14 protein-coding genes are annotated in these 16,171 nt (G+C 37.1%); 8 read left to right on the top strand and 6 right to left on the bottom strand.

The window, feature by feature from the left end; translation table 11 throughout:
- Window positions 1–4 precede the first annotated feature (4 nt).
- Entirely contained in the window at window positions 5–385 is a 381-nt protein-coding gene (locus ASG38_RS15890; protein WP_056073371.1) for a RidA family protein, read from the top strand.
- A gap of 96 nt (window positions 386–481) precedes the next feature.
- Here the strand turns inward: ASG38_RS15890 and ASG38_RS15885 are convergent, their stop codons facing one another.
- The 4 genes from ASG38_RS15885 to ASG38_RS15870 form a co-directional block, all read right to left on the bottom strand.
- Window positions 482–1,330: a BadF/BadG/BcrA/BcrD ATPase family protein gene (locus ASG38_RS15885; RefSeq protein WP_056073368.1), complete on the bottom strand. Its 849-nt coding sequence runs from the start codon at window positions 1,328–1,330 to the stop codon at window positions 482–484.
- Between the two features lie 211 nt (window positions 1,331–1,541).
- Window positions 1,542–2,543: a type I glyceraldehyde-3-phosphate dehydrogenase gene (gene gap / locus ASG38_RS15880; protein ID WP_056073365.1), complete on the bottom strand. Its 1,002-nt coding sequence runs from the start codon at window positions 2,541–2,543 to the stop codon at window positions 1,542–1,544.
- A 96-nt stretch (window positions 2,544–2,639) separates the two neighbouring features.
- Window positions 2,640–3,626, bottom strand: a complete 987-nt coding sequence (gene pfkA / locus ASG38_RS15875; protein WP_056073362.1) for a 6-phosphofructokinase — start codon at window positions 3,624–3,626, stop codon at window positions 2,640–2,642.
- A gap of 305 nt (window positions 3,627–3,931) precedes the next feature.
- The gene (locus ASG38_RS15870; RefSeq protein WP_082482246.1) at window positions 3,932–8,380 is read right to left on the bottom strand and encodes a translocation/assembly module TamB domain-containing protein; all 4,449 of its coding nucleotides are present in this window, start codon (window positions 8,378–8,380) and stop codon (window positions 3,932–3,934) included.
- 106 nt (window positions 8,381–8,486) lie between these two features.
- Here ASG38_RS15870 and tsaD point away from each other — a divergent pair, with 106 nt between their 5' ends.
- From tsaD to ASG38_RS15840, 6 genes are all read left to right on the top strand, one after another.
- The gene (gene tsaD / locus ASG38_RS15865; protein ID WP_056073356.1) at window positions 8,487–9,509 is read left to right on the top strand and encodes a tRNA (adenosine(37)-N6)-threonylcarbamoyltransferase complex transferase subunit TsaD; all 1,023 of its coding nucleotides are present in this window, start codon (window positions 8,487–8,489) and stop codon (window positions 9,507–9,509) included.
- Between the two features lie 2 nt (window positions 9,510–9,511).
- The gene (locus tag ASG38_RS15860; RefSeq protein WP_056073353.1) at window positions 9,512–10,222 is read left to right on the top strand and encodes a 16S rRNA (uracil(1498)-N(3))-methyltransferase; all 711 of its coding nucleotides are present in this window, start codon (window positions 9,512–9,514) and stop codon (window positions 10,220–10,222) included.
- 14 nt (window positions 10,223–10,236) lie between these two features.
- Window positions 10,237–10,878, top strand: a complete 642-nt coding sequence (locus ASG38_RS15855) for a DUF4159 domain-containing protein (RefSeq protein ID WP_056073350.1) — start codon at window positions 10,237–10,239, stop codon at window positions 10,876–10,878.
- Between the two features lie 66 nt (window positions 10,879–10,944).
- Window positions 10,945–12,036: an AI-2E family transporter gene (locus tag ASG38_RS15850; RefSeq protein WP_056073347.1), complete on the top strand. Its 1,092-nt coding sequence runs from the start codon at window positions 10,945–10,947 to the stop codon at window positions 12,034–12,036.
- Window positions 12,033–13,220: a class I SAM-dependent methyltransferase gene (locus ASG38_RS15845; protein WP_056073345.1), complete on the top strand. Its 1,188-nt coding sequence runs from the start codon at window positions 12,033–12,035 to the stop codon at window positions 13,218–13,220. Before ASG38_RS15850 ends, ASG38_RS15845 begins: the two co-directional genes overlap by 4 nt.
- The gene (locus tag ASG38_RS15840) at window positions 13,217–13,786 is read left to right on the top strand and encodes a hypothetical protein (RefSeq protein ID WP_056073342.1); all 570 of its coding nucleotides are present in this window, start codon (window positions 13,217–13,219) and stop codon (window positions 13,784–13,786) included. Before ASG38_RS15845 ends, ASG38_RS15840 begins: the two co-directional genes overlap by 4 nt.
- 1 nt (window position 13,787) lies before the next feature.
- Here the strand turns inward: ASG38_RS15840 and ddpX are convergent, their stop codons facing one another.
- Window positions 13,788–14,489, bottom strand: a complete 702-nt coding sequence (gene ddpX, locus ASG38_RS15835; protein WP_056073339.1) for a D-alanyl-D-alanine dipeptidase — start codon at window positions 14,487–14,489, stop codon at window positions 13,788–13,790.
- A 90-nt stretch (window positions 14,490–14,579) separates the two neighbouring features.
- Between ddpX and ASG38_RS15830 the strand changes: the two genes are divergently transcribed.
- Window positions 14,580–15,065: a hypothetical protein gene (locus tag ASG38_RS15830; RefSeq protein WP_056073336.1), complete on the top strand. Its 486-nt coding sequence runs from the start codon at window positions 14,580–14,582 to the stop codon at window positions 15,063–15,065.
- A 59-nt stretch (window positions 15,066–15,124) separates the two neighbouring features.
- Here ASG38_RS15830 and ASG38_RS15825 read toward each other — a convergent pair whose 3' ends face one another.
- Entirely contained in the window at window positions 15,125–16,060 is a 936-nt protein-coding gene (locus ASG38_RS15825) for a polysaccharide deacetylase family protein (RefSeq protein ID WP_056073333.1), read from the bottom strand.
- Window positions 16,061–16,171: the final 111 nt, after the last annotated feature.

The raw sequence follows: 16,171 nt of genomic DNA, 5'->3' as shown, positions 1-16,171 counted from the left end.
ATTTATGAAAAAAATAATTTTTACCGAAAAAGCCCCTGCTCCAATAGGGCCATACAATCAGGCTGTAGCATTTGGCAATACACTTTTTACCTCAGGACAAATTGCTATCAATCCGCAAACAGGCGAATTGGTTTTAGAGGATATTGAAACTGAAACCAGACAAGTAATGGAAAACATGAAAGCTGTTCTGGAGGAAGCAGGAATGACTTTTGAAAACGTAATAAAAACGTCCATTTTCATTATGGACATGAATAATTTTGCAAAAATCAATGGTGTTTACGGAAGTTATTTTGATGAAAAAACAGCTCCTGCAAGAGAAACCGTTCAGGTTGCAGGACTGCCAAAAGGCGTGAATGTTGAAATTTCAATGATTGCTATGAAATAATTTTTACCACAGATTTTAGGTAGTAATAGATTGCTTTTATTTTTTATAATACAAAAAAGCCGACTTCAAATAAGTCGGCTTTTTTGTTATTACGATTTAGTTAATCTTGTGGTATTCTATCAGTCCGTCAATTGGTCTTCTTAAAACGTTGCCCAGCCTAAGGCCGTTTTTATCAAGTACCTGTTTTAGTTCGTCTTTCAGGTAAAAAGCGATTGAACCTACAAAATGAACCGGTACCTCACGGCAATCTTCAAATTGGGTGATGTAATTGTCTACAAAAACCTGCATTGCCTCGAATACCAGCTTCTGTATGAACTCATCATCCTTATGCTGAATAAGAAATTTAGCAAACGTTGCCAAATAAGCATTTGGATTGGCCTGTTTGTATAAATGGTTTTTGATTACATCCGGGTCCAAGTCATATTCTTTTTCGAAAAGAGAAGCCAGGTGTTTCGGCATTTTGCCAAAATAATAGGCACGTATCAAATCCCTTCCAAAACGATTACCACTGCAATCATCCATAGCAATATAACCCAGCGACTGTATTTTTTGGTGAAGCTCTTCCCCGTCAAAATAACTGCAATTGGAACCCGTTCCCAAAATAGATATGATTGCTTTTTCATTAGTTGGATTGGTAGCATAAGCTGCCGCATAGGTATCTTCCTTAACTGATACTTCCGCATGAGGAAAAAATTCCCTGAACGTTTCTGCAAGCGAATTTTTCATACGGTCTGTGCCACATCCGGCTCCATAGAAAAAAAGATGGGTTACGTCCTTTCTGTTATGATAGATATCGAAACGGTCTTCCAGACGTTCAATAACTTCTTTTTTATCCAAAACTTCAGGATTTAATCCTAAAGATTGCGTGGTGAACAACTTATTGCCATTATCATCCAAAGCAATCCAGTCTGCTTTTGTTGACCCACTGTCTACTAATAATTTCATTTATGGTTTGTTAGTTTGTTTAATATTTGCAGAAGCCTGAAAACGGCTTCTTATTATCTTACCTAATTTTATAAATTCTTATGCCAAAATCCGGACTGAATATTTTAAAAAACTAAAGTAAGGAAAAAATGGTTTGGGAATAGTAACGCCTGTTTTTGAAAATAAAAAAGTCCCGCCAATAGCAAAAATGACGGGACCTTTCAATTATTAATTACAATTGCGCGATATGTACAGATAAATCAATCAATTTGCTTGAGTATCCGTATTCGTTATCATACCAGGAAACAAGCTTAAAGAATGTCGAATTTAATCCGATTCCGGCTTTAGCATCTACGATAGAGGTACGGGAATCAGAGATAAAATCCTGTGAAACCACGTCGTCTTCCGTATAACCGATAATGCCTTTATAGTCTGTTTCAGAAGCATTTTTCAATACTTTCATGATATCCTCATAAGTAGTTTCTTTTTGAAGTTTTACGGTTAAATCTACTACAGAAACGTCAGCATTTGGAACACGCATGGACATACCTGTCAATTTTCCGTTCAATTCCGGAATTACTTTACCTACAGCTTTTGCAGCACCTGTAGAAGCCGGGATAATATTTAAAAGAGCTGCTCTTCCACCACGGAAATCCTTGCGTGAAGGACCATCAACCGTTAATTGTGTTGCTGTTGTAGCGTGAACTGTTGTCATCAACCCTTCAACAATTCCAAAATTGTCGTTGATTACTTTTGCCAATGGAGCCAAACAGTTTGTTGTACAGGAAGCATTGGAAACAATCGTATCTGCCGCTGTGGCTTTTGTGTGGTTTACTCCCATAACAAACATTGGAGCATCTGCAGATGGCGCAGAGATTACAACTTTTTTAGCTCCACCTTTGATATGCTCATTGGCTTTTTCAAGAGTTGTAAAAATTCCGGTACATTCTGCTACCACGTCTACTCCTACTTCATCCCATTTCAACACAGACGGGTCTTTTTCTGCTGTTACACGAATCAGTCTGTCATTTACAAAAAGCTTTCCGTCTTTTACTTCAACTTTTCCTGCAAAACGTCCGTGTACAGAATCATATTTTAAAAGGTAAGCCAGGTGTTCAACATCTAACAAGTCGTTAATGGCTACTACTTCTACGTTATCTCTATTTATGGTTTCTCTGAAAACGATTCTACCAATTCTTCCGAAACCGTTTATTCCTAATTTTACTTTTGACATTTTTTCTACTTGCTTAGGGCTTCAAGCGGCACGCTTTCAGCCAATTTATATATTTGTTTATTTTACTGTTTTTGATGGGAATTTGCGACCAAATAATTAAGTCGTCATAATGTCTGACACTCTCAACAATTCCCTGTCGATTTGTGAATGGCCTTTGATAGCCTGCTCTAAAGGAGTCAATTCAATCTTGTCATTCAAAAGTCCAACCATATAGTTGCTTTTTCCGTCAAGAATCGATTCAACGGCTTTTACACCTAAACGGCTTGCCAGAACGCGGTCAAAACAGGAAGGTGCACCACCTCGCTGCATGTGTCCTAAAACAGATACGCGAACATCATATTCAGGCATGTTTTCTTCAACATAGTCTTTAAGTTCGAAAACATTTTTGCCTATTTTGTCACCTTCTGCAATAACTACAATACTGGAAGATTTTCCTGATAGTTTGCTTTTACGCAACGATTCCAATAGGCGGTCCAGTCCAAGGTCTTCCTCCGGAATTAATATTTCTTCAGCTCCGGCACCAATACCTGCATTCAAGGCAATATGTCCTGCATCACGCCCCATCACCTCTACAAAGAAAAGGCGGTTGTGGGAACTCGCTGTATCTCTGATTTTATCGATAGCTTCTACTACAGTATTTAAAGCCGTGTCATATCCTAATGTATGGGTTGTTCCGAAAATATCATTGTCGATAGTTCCCGGAATTCCGATTATTGGAAAACCATATTCTTTATTAAAAACAAGTCCTCCTGTAAAGCTTCCGTCGCCACCAATGACAACTAAAGCCTCTACTCCGGCTGCCGACAAATTGCTGTGGGCTTTCTTTCTGCCTTCTTCCGTCATGAATTCTTTAGAACGGGCAGACTTTAAAATTGTTCCTCCTTTATTAATGATGTTGTTTACGCTTCGAGGTCCCATTTCTTTAAAATCGCCTTCTATCATACCCTGGTATCCTCTGTAGATTCCGATACATTCAATGTTATGATAAGCGCAGGTTCTAACAACCGAACGGATAGCGGCATTCATTCCCGGAGAATCACCTCCAGATGTCAATACGCCGATTTTTTTTATTGTTTTTGACATTTATTTGCTGTTAATACTGTAAAATTAGCAAACAAATATTACTTTAAGAATAGGGTTTTTAATAATTTAGGAAACAATTAGAATTTCAATCGATTTCGTTGATAAGTTTTTATTTTCGTTGCTGTAAAGTTGGTAATTTTTGTAAATTATAGGGTAAAAATCGCCAAGTTGATAAAAGATTATCGATTACAGGGGGACTTTATACAAGTAATTCCTACAACCTTATTTGCGGCTCTGCGTCTTTGCGAGCAATTATTTTCACGCAAAGCCGCAGAGCCGCAAAGTTTTAGAAACAGTATTTAGTATTAATCCATATCCGGAACTTTTGGCTGTTCCGTTTTTTGTTTTTCAGTCTTTTGCGTATCGGCTTTCTTTCTTCGGTCCTGTGTCCATTGGATAAAATCAGGCGAAAGGTCCGAATCCGGCATATGGTCTGTTGAAGTATTTTCTTTTTCTTCTTTGGTTTTGATATTGAAAATCTTATACCATAATTCTTTCAGAGTATCAAAATCGACTTCATAGGAAACCCCAAGCCCTTGTGTATAGCCAATTCCTTCTCCTATATAGTTAATGTCATTTTCACGGTTAAATACCCTTAAATTTAGAGTTCCGTCGTCATTCACTCTGTATTTCACTTCTACATTACCCACAATTACGGATTGGTTTACACCACCCACAGGCACACCCACTTTTCCGTCAATAGAAATCCTTTCGTTAATTTGTGTGGTTATGGCAATCCCGAACTGGCTGCTGGTTTCTGCTGTTGGCGTACGGTCTGCCATCTGATAATCCAAAGCAACGGTAAATTTACCGTCTTCATCCTGGAACAAATCGTTAAACAAACCGCTGGCTCTTTCAAACAAGCTTCCGTATACTGCCGTTCCTGCGTTTTCCGAACTCAGGAAGTTTCCTGTACCCAAAAGCGAAAGCGCCTGGTTGACACGGGTATCCTTATCATCCAATTTTACCTGCAATTCCGATTTCAATACGGAACTTACCGTAGGGAAATTAATCGTAAAGTCAGGGTCAGGATTCATCAGGTTTCCGGTCAATCCGATTACTACTTCAACCGGAACTTTTCGATTAAAGGAGGCATTATCCTGCAAAACAGCCGGATTGGCCTGGGTTTTGTAAATGGCATCAATGTTCAGACGGGCCCGTAACGGGTCGCCATCCCATGAAATAGAGCTTCCTTTTTTTACCTGGAATTTCTTGTCGATAATTCCTCCGTATTTGAAATTGTATTCTCCTTCCCTAACCTGGAAGTCACCCCACATATTAAATTTACCCAGAGTACTGATTTCAAGTCGCATCGTACCGTCACCATTCCCTTTCAGGGCATGTCCGGTATTTCTATCAATAATAATTTCTATTTCTGCTTCGGGTGTGATTTTTAAATCAAACTGCAATTCCAGTCCTGAATTGTTTATAACCTTTTCAACTATACCTTTTTCCAGATTGTATTTTTCTTTTGGGCTCAGGAATGTGATAAAAGTATTGTTCCCTACTCCTGCTGCCGAATTTATAGGAATCTTAATACTGGTTCCTTGTTTGGATTCCGCATCTACCGTAATCAACAGTCCATTGGTAGGTCCTTTTATAGAAGCCCGTCCGGCAATAAAAGCCGTACCAAAATACATGGCATCATCAGAATCTTTGGTGTCCAATGCCAATAATCGGTCAGATTGTATGTTAAGGTCGAGTACCCACTTTTTGAAATTTTGATGCTTGATGCTTCCTGTCAGATATCCTTTTGTTTTGTATTTCGTATCGGTCATCCTTGCATCATTAAAGCGGAATTGGTTCTCCGTTAAATCAACAATGGAACGCTCATCAAATTCATAATCGACATTCAGATAGGGCACTTTAAGTCCAACTTCATCCAGGAAAAGCCTTCCGTTGATTTGCGGGTCTTTTAGTGTCCCGACAAAATTGGCATTACCCGTAGCAAATCCGCGAATCCTCGAAATGACATTACCGCCCAACGGACTCAACGCACCAAGATTGAATTTGTTGAATTTGAAGTCCAGATCAAAAAGCGTCTGCTTGTTCAATATGCCTATATCTCCCGTGATTATGAAGTTCTCAACATTATCATTTTCCAATACGGAGTTTACGCTAAACCTGTTCAGGTTTTCATTTCCCTGAATCTGAACCGAAAGATTACCCAAAGCAATCTCGTTCACGTTCAGACTATCGACTGTAATCGTTGAAGCCGGTTGATAGATTGCCTTGTTCTGTTTAAAATCAATTTCACCGTTTAGTTTTCCTTCAATACGCAGGCTATCCATTTCGGGCAATAATTTGCCAAGGCTTACTTCCCTGAAGCTTAACTTCAAATCCTTGTAAGTACTATCGCGAATAATGCCTCCCAACTCAATCTTTTGGTTGTTATGTGTCATCAAAATATTTTCGATAGAGAAATTCTTAAACTTCTTATCAAAAACAATTTTGTTGTCGTTGGCATCATTTTCATTCAGGAACCACATATAGTCCTTGATATTGACTTCAGACTTCTTAATACCGACAACGTTGTTATTCTTTTCATCAATCGTGTGGTAAACGTTCAGGTTGTAAAAGTCTTTACTTTCATTTCCGCCTTTAAATTCGGTTCTGAAAAACAGCGTGTCTTCAAGCTTAACATTAATCGTACTGAAATTTGAAATTTTATAACGCTTGGTCTTAATGCTGTCCATTTCGATATAGGCGTTATACAGCGGGTTCTGGTTGTCTATTTCCAAAGAAACCTTATCAAAATAATTTCCGTAGGCTTTAATCTCAGGCGAATCGAAATTCATCTTAAACTGATTCGAGTCGGAAGTCATTTTTCCTGAAACCACAGTATTTGTCCCAATAGATACTTCCGGCAGGAAAACTTCAATCAGTTTATTGTAAACAGAAAGATTAAAATCTAAAAACTGTCCGGGTTTTACCTTATTGGGCTTGTAATTGGTATACAGGCTACCTATTGCATTTTCAATAATTTTAGGTACTTGTCTGAATTCATATTTCCCTACAATCTGTCCTTTAATAATATCAGGCGAATTAATTGCAATTGTACGAACCCTGTTTTCGTCAAAACGGGACTGGATTGTAAAATCATCGAAGAAATAGATGTCTTTTTGGTTTTGGTAAGAAGTCTGTGAAATAAAAATGTCACCGTACATATTATCGATACTGTTTCCGGTAATCTGCATGGTTACATCGCCCTTAAAAAGTGAAATGGAATCTCTTTTTACAAGATTGAGTTTGTTTAAATCCGCATAATCAATCAGGGCATGGAAATCATAACGGTTTTCCGATTTGCTCAAATCAAGCAATCCTTTGAAATCCATTTTCAGGTTTTCATCATTTACGACAACCTTTCCCTGAAACAACGGATTTTTAAACGTTCCGTCAACTTCTATATTTTTATAATCGTATTTTTTAAAATTCAGGCTATAAATTTTCCCGCTCACTTTTGTATCCAAAAATTTTCGCGTGAATCCTTTTCCGGCTACTTCCAAATCCAATGTTACATGGCCAAAATCTTTCTGTCGCAAAAATCTTCCTATATTGAATTTTTCAAAGTTTATATTTCCTTTGTAAGAAGCATTGTCAATATTATCAATATCATACAACTGTAAATCTGCCGCAAGCTCTCCAATAGAAGTTGTCAGGTAAATGTCTGCTTTTACATCAGAATGGGTAATTTGTGCATTACCCGTAATATCAAAATCTCCAAGATATTCTAATGAAGAAGGAAGTTTTTCTCCTAATATTCTTGGCAATATCGATTTCAGGTTGGCATAATCCGATGACAGCTTTTTAAAATCTCCACGAATAAGAAATGCATCCTTATCCGGATTAAAAAGGTTTTTGAAATTAATATCTCCAATAATCTGGGAATGGTTGTCTACAATCAGCTTTAAATTGCGGGTAAAGAAATCATTCATCGTCCCGGCCAGGATGGTCGAAAAATTAAATTTCTTGTTTTTCCCGAATTCACCGTAGAAATGATTCAGGTCGTTTGTGGAAATTGAGGCAGAATCCACATCTACATCAAAGTGAACTTTGTTGACAAAATCAGCAAGCCCGCCTTCTTTGTAGGTCAATACCACATTTCCTTTCAGGTTGGATTCTTTCGTCAGAAGCGTCAATTCTTTTAAAAGAATGCTTTCTTTTGAATAGCTGAATTTTCCTGTCAGGTCTTTAACATAGAGGCCTCTGTGGTCTTGAAAGGCCAACTTCCGTATTTCCGTGGTAATATCACTTCCGTAAATCTTAAACTTACGTACACTGGCATCCATTTTAGTAAAATCGACGCTGGTTTTGGTAATCGCATTTTCGTTTGTAATCTTGAAATGGCTCTTAGACAGATAGATATTATCAGCATTTAGCTGGAACGGCTTATGTGATTTTTTACCGGTATCAAACAGTCCGACAAAAACATTGATATTGGACTCTTCTTCTCCTTTGTAGTTTTTAAGATTAAAAAACAGCCTGTCTGCATAGATGTCTCCAAAAATCAAATCTCCTGATTTCAGTTTTTTAAAACTTAAAATATTGGTCTTAATCGAATTGGCATAAATCAGGGTATCTTTGTGATGGTCTCGAATGAGTACCGTTTTCAGTTTTACACCACCAAAAATGGAGATTGCAACCTGGTCAACATTAATGTCTGTTCCATAATCTTCGTTTAAGGTTTCGGTAACGTAATGTGCTATTTTGGTTTGAACAAAAGGCAGTGAAAGAGCAATGCCGAGTAACAGCAAAAGTAGAATTATACCCAGTAAGGTACGAAATACTATTTTTTTAAATTTTTTGATACTCTTAATTGTTTTATTTTTGTCAAATATAATTCAAAATCCGTGCCCTTTTATGGGAAATAACTCTCTTTTTATATTAGCTATCGAAAGTTCCTGCGACGATACCGCAGCTGCCATTCTTCAAGACAACAAAGTCCTGTCCAATGTTGTTGCAAATCAGAGCATTCACGGCGAATATGGCGGTGTAGTTCCCGAACTTGCTTCGAGAGCCCACCAGCAAAATATCGTTCCCGTTATTGAAATGGCGATTCGCAAAGCAAATATCGATAAAAAACAGTTAAATGCAATAGCTTTTACACAAGGTCCGGGTCTTATGGGGTCGCTATTGGTAGGCAGTTCTTTTGCCAAATCCTTATCGCTTGCCTTAAAGGTTCCGTTGATTGCCGTTAACCATATGCATGCCCATATTCTGGCGCATTTTATAGAAGAAGAAGGTTACGACAAGCCGGAATTTCCTTTTCTGGCATTGACAATCAGCGGTGGACATACGCAAATCGTCAAGGTTAACGATTTCTTTGATATGGAAATTATTGGAGAAACGACAGATGACGCTGTTGGTGAAGCTTTTGACAAGAGCGCCAAAATTCTGGGACTTCCGTATCCTGGCGGACCTTTGGTTGACAAATATGCCAAATTGGGAAACCCGAAAGCTTTTTCATTTACCAAACCAAAAGTTCCGGGACTTGATTTCAGCTTTAGCGGCCTAAAAACAGCCATATTGTATTTTATACAGAAAAATGTTGCCCAAAATCCAAATTTCATTGAAAAAAATCTGAATGATATCTGTGCTTCCATACAGCACACTATTATTGAAATTTTGATGGACAAATTAAAACTGGCAGCCCAACAAACCGGTATCAATCAGATTGCCATTGGTGGTGGTGTTTCTGCCAATTCGGGGATTCGCCAGACATTGAAAGAAGCAGAAACAAAATACGGCTGGAAAACCTTTATTCCCAAATTTGAATATACCACAGATAATGCCGCCATGATTGGAATTGTCGGATATCATAAATATCTTGCTTCAAAATTTGAAGATAATTCAGTCGTTTCCAAAGCGCGTATTCCGTTTTAATTATGCAATTATTCTATAATCCAACAATCACAACAGCAACAGAAACCTTCTTTTTCGACAAGGAAGAAAGTAAACACATCGTTAAAGTATTACGCAAAAAGGAAGGTGATAATCTATATGTAACCAACGGATTAGGTTATTTATTTAAAACTGAAATTACATTAGCTTCAGATTCAAAATGTTTGGTAAAAATTATTGGTTCTGAAAAAGGTGAAGCAACCGGATATAAGCTTCATCTGGCTGTTGCGCCTACCAAAATGAACGACCGTTTTGAATGGTTTCTGGAAAAAGCAACCGAAATAGGAATTGGTGAAATTACACCTATCATCTGTGAACATTCTGAAAGAAAAGTAGTCAAGACAGACCGTTTTGATAAGATTATATTATCGGCTATGAAACAGTCGCTGCATTATTATCTCCCAAAATTGAATGAACCTGTTTCGTTTAAGGATTTTATAAAACAGCAACAAAACGAAGGGCTAAAGCTCATCGCCCACTGTGAGGAAACCCAGAAAAAATCATTAAAAGAAACCGTATTACCCAATCAGGATGTTACGATACTTATTGGTCCGGAAGGTGATTTTTCTGAAAAAGAAATCAAATTGGCGGTCGAAAACAATTACATTCCCGTAACTTTAGGCAATACGCGATTGAGAACTGAAACTGCTGCTGTTGTTGCTTGCCATAGTGTAGTTTTTATAAACGAAAAATAAATCCGGTTGAGATTATGAAGAAAATATATTTTGCATTTCTGTTGTGTTTTTCCCTTGTAGCCCAATCACAGGAAATTGCCTTATTAAAATACAATGGCGGTGGTGACTGGTATGGAAATCCGACTTCTTTGCCCAACCTGATTAAATTTTGCAATCAAAATATAAATACCCGAATCACTCCAAAACCGGCAACGGTTGAACCGGGAAGTCCTGACCTGCTCTCCTATCCTTTTGTACACATGACCGGACACGGGAATGTGGTATTCAGTGATTCCGAAATAAACAATCTACGAAACTATCTTACTTCCGGTGGATTTCTCCATGTAGATGACAACTATGGAATGGATGAATATATCCGTAGGGAACTGAAAAGAATTTTTCCAAACAACGCTCTTGTGGAAATCCCGGCAAACCATCCCATATTCCAAAAACCTTTTTCATTTCCTGCCGGAATCCCGAAAATCCACGAACATGACAACAAAAGGCCACAGGCATTTGGAATTTTTATAGACAACAGGCTGGCACTTTTGTATACTTATGAAACCGATTTGGGTGATGGATGGGAAGACCCGGAAGTGCACAACGACCCAAAAGAAGTTCGTGAAAAAGCACTAAAAATGGGCGCCAATATTATCTATTATATTTTCAATAATTAGAAACGGGATTTTATTTTTAGAAGAACTCCGATTTTTTAACTAAATTTAGATTCTAAAAAGAAAAATATGGTGACCTCAAAAACTATTGCTAACGGAATATTGCGTGCTTTGGCAGTAATAACCGGAATTTTGCTCTTGCTGTTTCTTTTATATAAAATCCAGTCCGTTATACTTTTCCTGTTCATTGCTTTGATTGTCAGCATGATTGGAAATCCGATTGTCAAATTCCTGGAAAAAAGATTAAAGTTCAACCATATCGTAGCAGTTATAGTAACACTGGTATTCTTTATATTGCTCATGGCGGGCTTTATCATGATGTTTGTTCCGTTAATCGTTTCGCAGGGCGAAAATCTTTCTTTATTAGATACAGCACGACTTGAAGCCGATTTGGTGGATTTGACTGAAAGACTGAAGAGTTATTTTTCAGACCATAATATCGACATCGAAAGTATGGTCAAAAAATCAGACCTGACCTCGAAACTGAATCTGAATTTTATTCCTAATTTCATAAATTCTTTGGTTTCAATACTCGGAAATGTTGGTGTCGCTATAGGTTCTGTCATTTTTATTACTTTTTTCTTTTTGAAAGACCAGAAACTCTTTATCGTCAATGCCAAGAAGATACTTCCAAACGAACACGAAGACAAAATCCTGAATTCTTTCAGAAAAATAAACCACTTGTTAAGCCGTTATTTTATTGGCCTTATCGGACAGGTAACCATTTTATTTATTTGCTACCTAATCGTATTGCTGATTTTTGGTGTGGAAAATGCATTTATTATCGCTTTTATCACAGCAATTCTGAATATCATACCTTATATCGGACCGCTTATTGCCACTGTCCTTGTTGCCATATTGACAATGCTGGGCCACATGGACCCTGAATCACAGGGCGAAATGCTATCGACAACCATATATGTATTGATTGGCTACACCGTTGCCCAAATTATTGATAACAACATCACCACTCCGTTAATATTCTCCAACAGCGTCAATTCCCATCCTTTGGAAATTTTTGTGGTAATTCTGGCGAGCGGATTTATTTTTGGAGTACTGGGAATGATTGTGGCAGTACCACTTTATACCATTGTAAAAGTAGTTGCCAAAGAATTTTTCCCTCAAAATCCTATCGTAAAAATTTTAACCCGAAACATTTGATTTCTGACATTCTAAAACCCGAAATCCAGAATTTTATAGAAGCCAACATCAGGAAAGATATTTCAAAACTGGCTTTCCAGAAAAATCCGTTTCCTGAAATCGACTTTGCCGTACTGTTAAACCAGATAGCGGCAAAAGGCAAGGCAGAACAGAAACTTCCTAGCTGGTATGCAGCAAAAAACATTGTTTATCCTCCAAAACTATCAATAGAACAGACATCTTCTGAAGAAACAGCTTTCTGCAAAGCAGCAATAATATCCGGAAAAAGCCTGATTGACCTGACCGGGGGCTTTGGTGTTGACAGTTATTATTTTTCAAAAAAAATGGAATCGGTTGTTCATTGTGAAATGAATGCGGAATTATCTGAGATTGCAAGTCATAATTTTAAAATACTCCATGCCTCAAATATCGAATGCTTTACAGGCGACAGTTCGGAAATACTGCAGAAGCTGAATCGGAAATTTGACTGGATGTATGTTGACCCATCAAGACGAAGTGATGTAAAAGGAAAGGTTTTCCTTTTAAAAGATTGCCTGCCCAATGTTCCGGAATTGCAGAAATTCTATTTTGAATATTCAGACAATCTGCTGATAAAAACAGCTCCCATTCTGGATATTGCTGCAGGATTATCAGAACTTACCAATGTAAAGGCCATCCATATTATAGCCATTGAAAACGAAGTCAAAGAATTGCTTTGGGAAATTTCAAAAGATTATACCGGCAGTATAACAATTATTACCTTAAACAAAACCAAAGAAAAGACTGAAAAACTGGATTTTGTACTGGGTGAAAGTGAAAATGCTTTTTACGGATTGCCTAAAAAATATCTTTATGAACCTAATAGTTCAATAATGAAATCCGGCTTTTTTGAGTCGGTGAGCGCCAAATTTAAACTGGACAAACTTCATCCGCATTCGCATCTTTATACTGCCAATGAATTGGTTGATTTTCCCGGAAGAACCTTTCAGATTGATGAAGTAATAAAATACGGCAAAACTGAAATGAAGGAACTGCTACAAAATAAAAAAGCCAATATTACTATCCGGAATTTTCCGGAAACCGTTGAGAACATTCGAAAAAAGTGGAAAATAAGTGACGGAGGAAACCTGTATTGTTTTTTTACGACCAATATGAATAATGACAAAATAGTATTACTTTGCACCAAAATAAAAACAGAAGAATGAAACGATTGCTTATACTTACTTTTTTAATGCTTCAAATGGGCGTTTATGCCCAGAAATCATGTGAATACAGTTCCAATTTTACAGATTCCATAGGCAGCTATAAAGAAACGGTACAAAAAATCGTATATGAAAAAAACTTTGCCGGAACTTCGAGTTATATCTTTTTCTCATTGATTAATGCCAATGGTACTCCACTGTTGAATTTCCAAAATATTCAAAAAAGTAAAGATTTCATCAAGGCATTTTGTTTCGATAAAAATTCACGGGTTTACCTGCAATTGGCAAATGGCAAAATAATTACCATGCTGATTTCTGATGAGGGAAGCTGCGGATCAATGATTCGCGATGAAGCTCAAAGTTCCAATATTAGAATTTCTACGGGTGCCTTTTTATTTATGAAAAATACGATGGAAGAGTTGGAAAAATCCCCAATTACGTTAATCCGTATAAAATACGCTTCAGAAACGGTTGACTATATTATGAAAAAGGAACTTACTTCCGAATTAAACGGAGAGAAATCCTATCCTGAAAATTTCTTTATCGACCATCTTAAATGCCTGAACTAGATTAGTTCTTGCAGTCCCATGTAAAATTAGATACAGGTAAAGTCGAAGCGCTCATCAGGTTGTAATGCCACCATTCCGAAGCAAAAGAACGGAATCCGTTTTTCAGCATTATTTCTTTTAAAATCTTTCGATTGGTTGCAGCTTCTGCCGAAATGTTTTTATAGTCATGTGCCGCTTCCGGTCCGAAATGGTCAAATCCTGTTCCCATATCCAATTCATTACCACTATAATCTGTTAGCGTTATGTCTACAGCCCCTCCTCTATTATGAATGGAACCTTTAGCCGGGTCGGCCACATAAGTCGGATTTGGCGTTATTGCCCACATCTTCTTTTGTACATCCAGAGGTCTGTAGCAATCATATACTTTAATCTTATATCCAAGTTTTAAAAACGCCTGATTCGCTTTGATTAAAGCTTTAACGGTTTTAAACCGGAGATAGCATTCCGCGCAATCGTATACTTTTGTTTTCAGGAAATTGTCTTCTGTTGCATATTTCATATCATAAAAGAAATCTTTACCATAATCCCTTAAATTCACAAAAGCAGTATCGCTGATGTTAGCTTTGGCCGCTTCCAGAATCGCAGCATTTTCGTCAATATATTCACGATTGCTTGACAAAAGAGCATCGCTATAAATCACCTCTTGTGGATTTTTGCAAGACGAAAGAACAATTAGGCACACTATTAGCTGTAGAAATCTCATAATGATTTGAAATGTTTAATTTGTACTACAAATCTATTCATTTGTATTAATTAATTTACTAATTTTAATTCAAATTAAAAAACACAAAGTATGAAAAAATTAATTGTTTTAGGTATTGCTTTGTTATTTTCAGGCTACATGAGCGCCCAGGAAACAACGGCGAAGAAGAAAGCAAAAGCAGAAGTAGCCCAGGCAAAAGCAGACAGTAAGAAAGCTGTTGAAAAAGCGGATGCAAAAGCAAAAAAAGCAGAAGAATCTGCCAAGAAAGATGTAGCTAAGGCCAAAGAAAAGGCAGTAGAATCGAAAACAGAAGCAAAAGCTGATGTTGCTAAAACTAAAGCCAATGCAAAAGTAGAAACTGCAAAAGCCAAAGAAAAAGCTGCGGTAACAAAAACGGAAGCAAAAGCGGATGTTGCAAAGGTAAAAGCAGATGCAAAAGTAGAAACTGCTAAAGCAAAAGTCGCGGATAAGGCATCTGGCGAATATTACAACGGCAAGAAGGTTTACACAGGACCTAAAGGCGGTAAATACTACATCAACAAAAACGGAAATAAAACATATATCGACCAAAAATAATTTTGGTCAGCCCTCACAAAAAATCCCGATTAGTTTACAATCGGGATTTTTAATTGTACTTATTCTTTTGTGATTTCCTTATACAGCCTTTCTATTTCATTATTGTTTGGTTCTTTTCGCATAATAGCTGTAGCTTCCTTTTGAGATTTCATCCATCTGTAAAGCCAGGAAACTCCCCATTTTTTATAATAATTATCCTGTTGTTGGTAAACACTGTCCTGTAAGGCTTCGTCAAGACTCACAAAAGTATAGCCTTTTGCTTTTAGCAGTTTTACAATTTTAGGTAAATACTCTGCATTCAGTGCATTATCATGGCATAGATAAATCTGTCGGATAGGTCTCTTGTATTGCTGTGTTGCCTGTTCTTCAAAAAACTCGAAAAATTCAATAGTTTTCCTGACATACTTCTCCCCTGTACTTTTGGCATTCGCAATATCATTTTTGGCGAGGTAATATTCATAAACCGTACTATAGGCCCAATCTTCACTCTCAACCGTATAAGGCGTAATGCGATATCCTTTTTGTGTCAGGTAATTTTCAATTTCTTTATGCTGCAATGTGTCTTTTCCCAAATCATTAAACGGAAATCTGAAATGTTTTAGTGGCTTACTATATTTTTTTGCCAGTTCTTTAGTAATAGCTTCTCCTTTATCAATATCATTGGCAAAAACCGTTAGTCCTGCATCAGAATAGCGTAAATGGCTAAAACTATGGTTGCCCAGCGTAATGTAGCTTCGCTTAACCCAATTCTCCAACAAGCGGAAATTGATTGACACAGAATCTGTTTCATAAATTTTTCCTTCATTGATAAAAATAGCAATCGGTAATCGTAACGAATCCAGTTTTTTCAATAATAAAGACTGAAATCCATCCTTTTGGAATCTTTTTGTATTGGGAATATCATCTATCGTAATAGCAACCTGCTTCTGCGCATACAACTGCACAGAAAAAAATACAGAAAAAAATAGTACTGTTGTCCTGATATTGAATTTCATATTTTTTGTTTGTTTTCAAATATAAAAAACCTTGATAATTATTTATCTCGTCAAGGTATAATATTCCTAAAAAATCCACGGATTTCGCCTTTGAAACTGCAAAAAAAACAA

This window comes from Flavobacterium sp. Leaf359 (assembly GCF_001423985.1).
Taxonomy (GTDB): domain Bacteria; phylum Bacteroidota; class Bacteroidia; order Flavobacteriales; family Flavobacteriaceae; genus Flavobacterium; species Flavobacterium lindanitolerans.
The sequence above is the reverse complement of the archived record's forward strand: the minus strand, read 5'-3'. Positions and strand labels throughout refer to the sequence as shown.

Bases quoted from the DNA above. Each gene is read 5' to 3' on its own strand.
- ASG38_RS15890 (WP_056073371.1), top strand. From the start codon at position 5: ATGAAAAAAATAATTTTTACCGAAAAAGCCCCTGCTCCAATAGGGCCA.
- ASG38_RS15885 (WP_056073368.1), bottom strand. From the start codon at position 1,330: ATGAAATTATTAGTAGACAGTGGGTCAACAAAAGCAGACTGGATTGCT.
- gap (WP_056073365.1), bottom strand. From the start codon at position 2,543: ATGTCAAAAGTAAAATTAGGAATAAACGGTTTCGGAAGAATTGGTAGA.
- pfkA (WP_056073362.1), bottom strand. From the start codon at position 3,626: ATGTCAAAAACAATAAAAAAAATCGGCGTATTGACATCTGGAGGTGAT.
- tsaD (WP_056073356.1), top strand. From the start codon at position 8,487: ATGGGAAATAACTCTCTTTTTATATTAGCTATCGAAAGTTCCTGCGAC.
- ASG38_RS15860 (WP_056073353.1), top strand. From the start codon at position 9,512: ATGCAATTATTCTATAATCCAACAATCACAACAGCAACAGAAACCTTC.
- ASG38_RS15855 (WP_056073350.1), top strand. From the start codon at position 10,237: ATGAAGAAAATATATTTTGCATTTCTGTTGTGTTTTTCCCTTGTAGCC.
- ASG38_RS15850 (WP_056073347.1), top strand. From the start codon at position 10,945: ATGGTGACCTCAAAAACTATTGCTAACGGAATATTGCGTGCTTTGGCA.
- ASG38_RS15840 (WP_056073342.1), top strand. From the start codon at position 13,217: ATGAAACGATTGCTTATACTTACTTTTTTAATGCTTCAAATGGGCGTT.
- ddpX (WP_056073339.1), bottom strand. From the start codon at position 14,489: ATGAGATTTCTACAGCTAATAGTGTGCCTAATTGTTCTTTCGTCTTGC.
- ASG38_RS15830 (WP_056073336.1), top strand. From the start codon at position 14,580: ATGAAAAAATTAATTGTTTTAGGTATTGCTTTGTTATTTTCAGGCTAC.
- ASG38_RS15825 (WP_056073333.1), bottom strand. From the start codon at position 16,060: ATGAAATTCAATATCAGGACAACAGTACTATTTTTTTCTGTATTTTTT.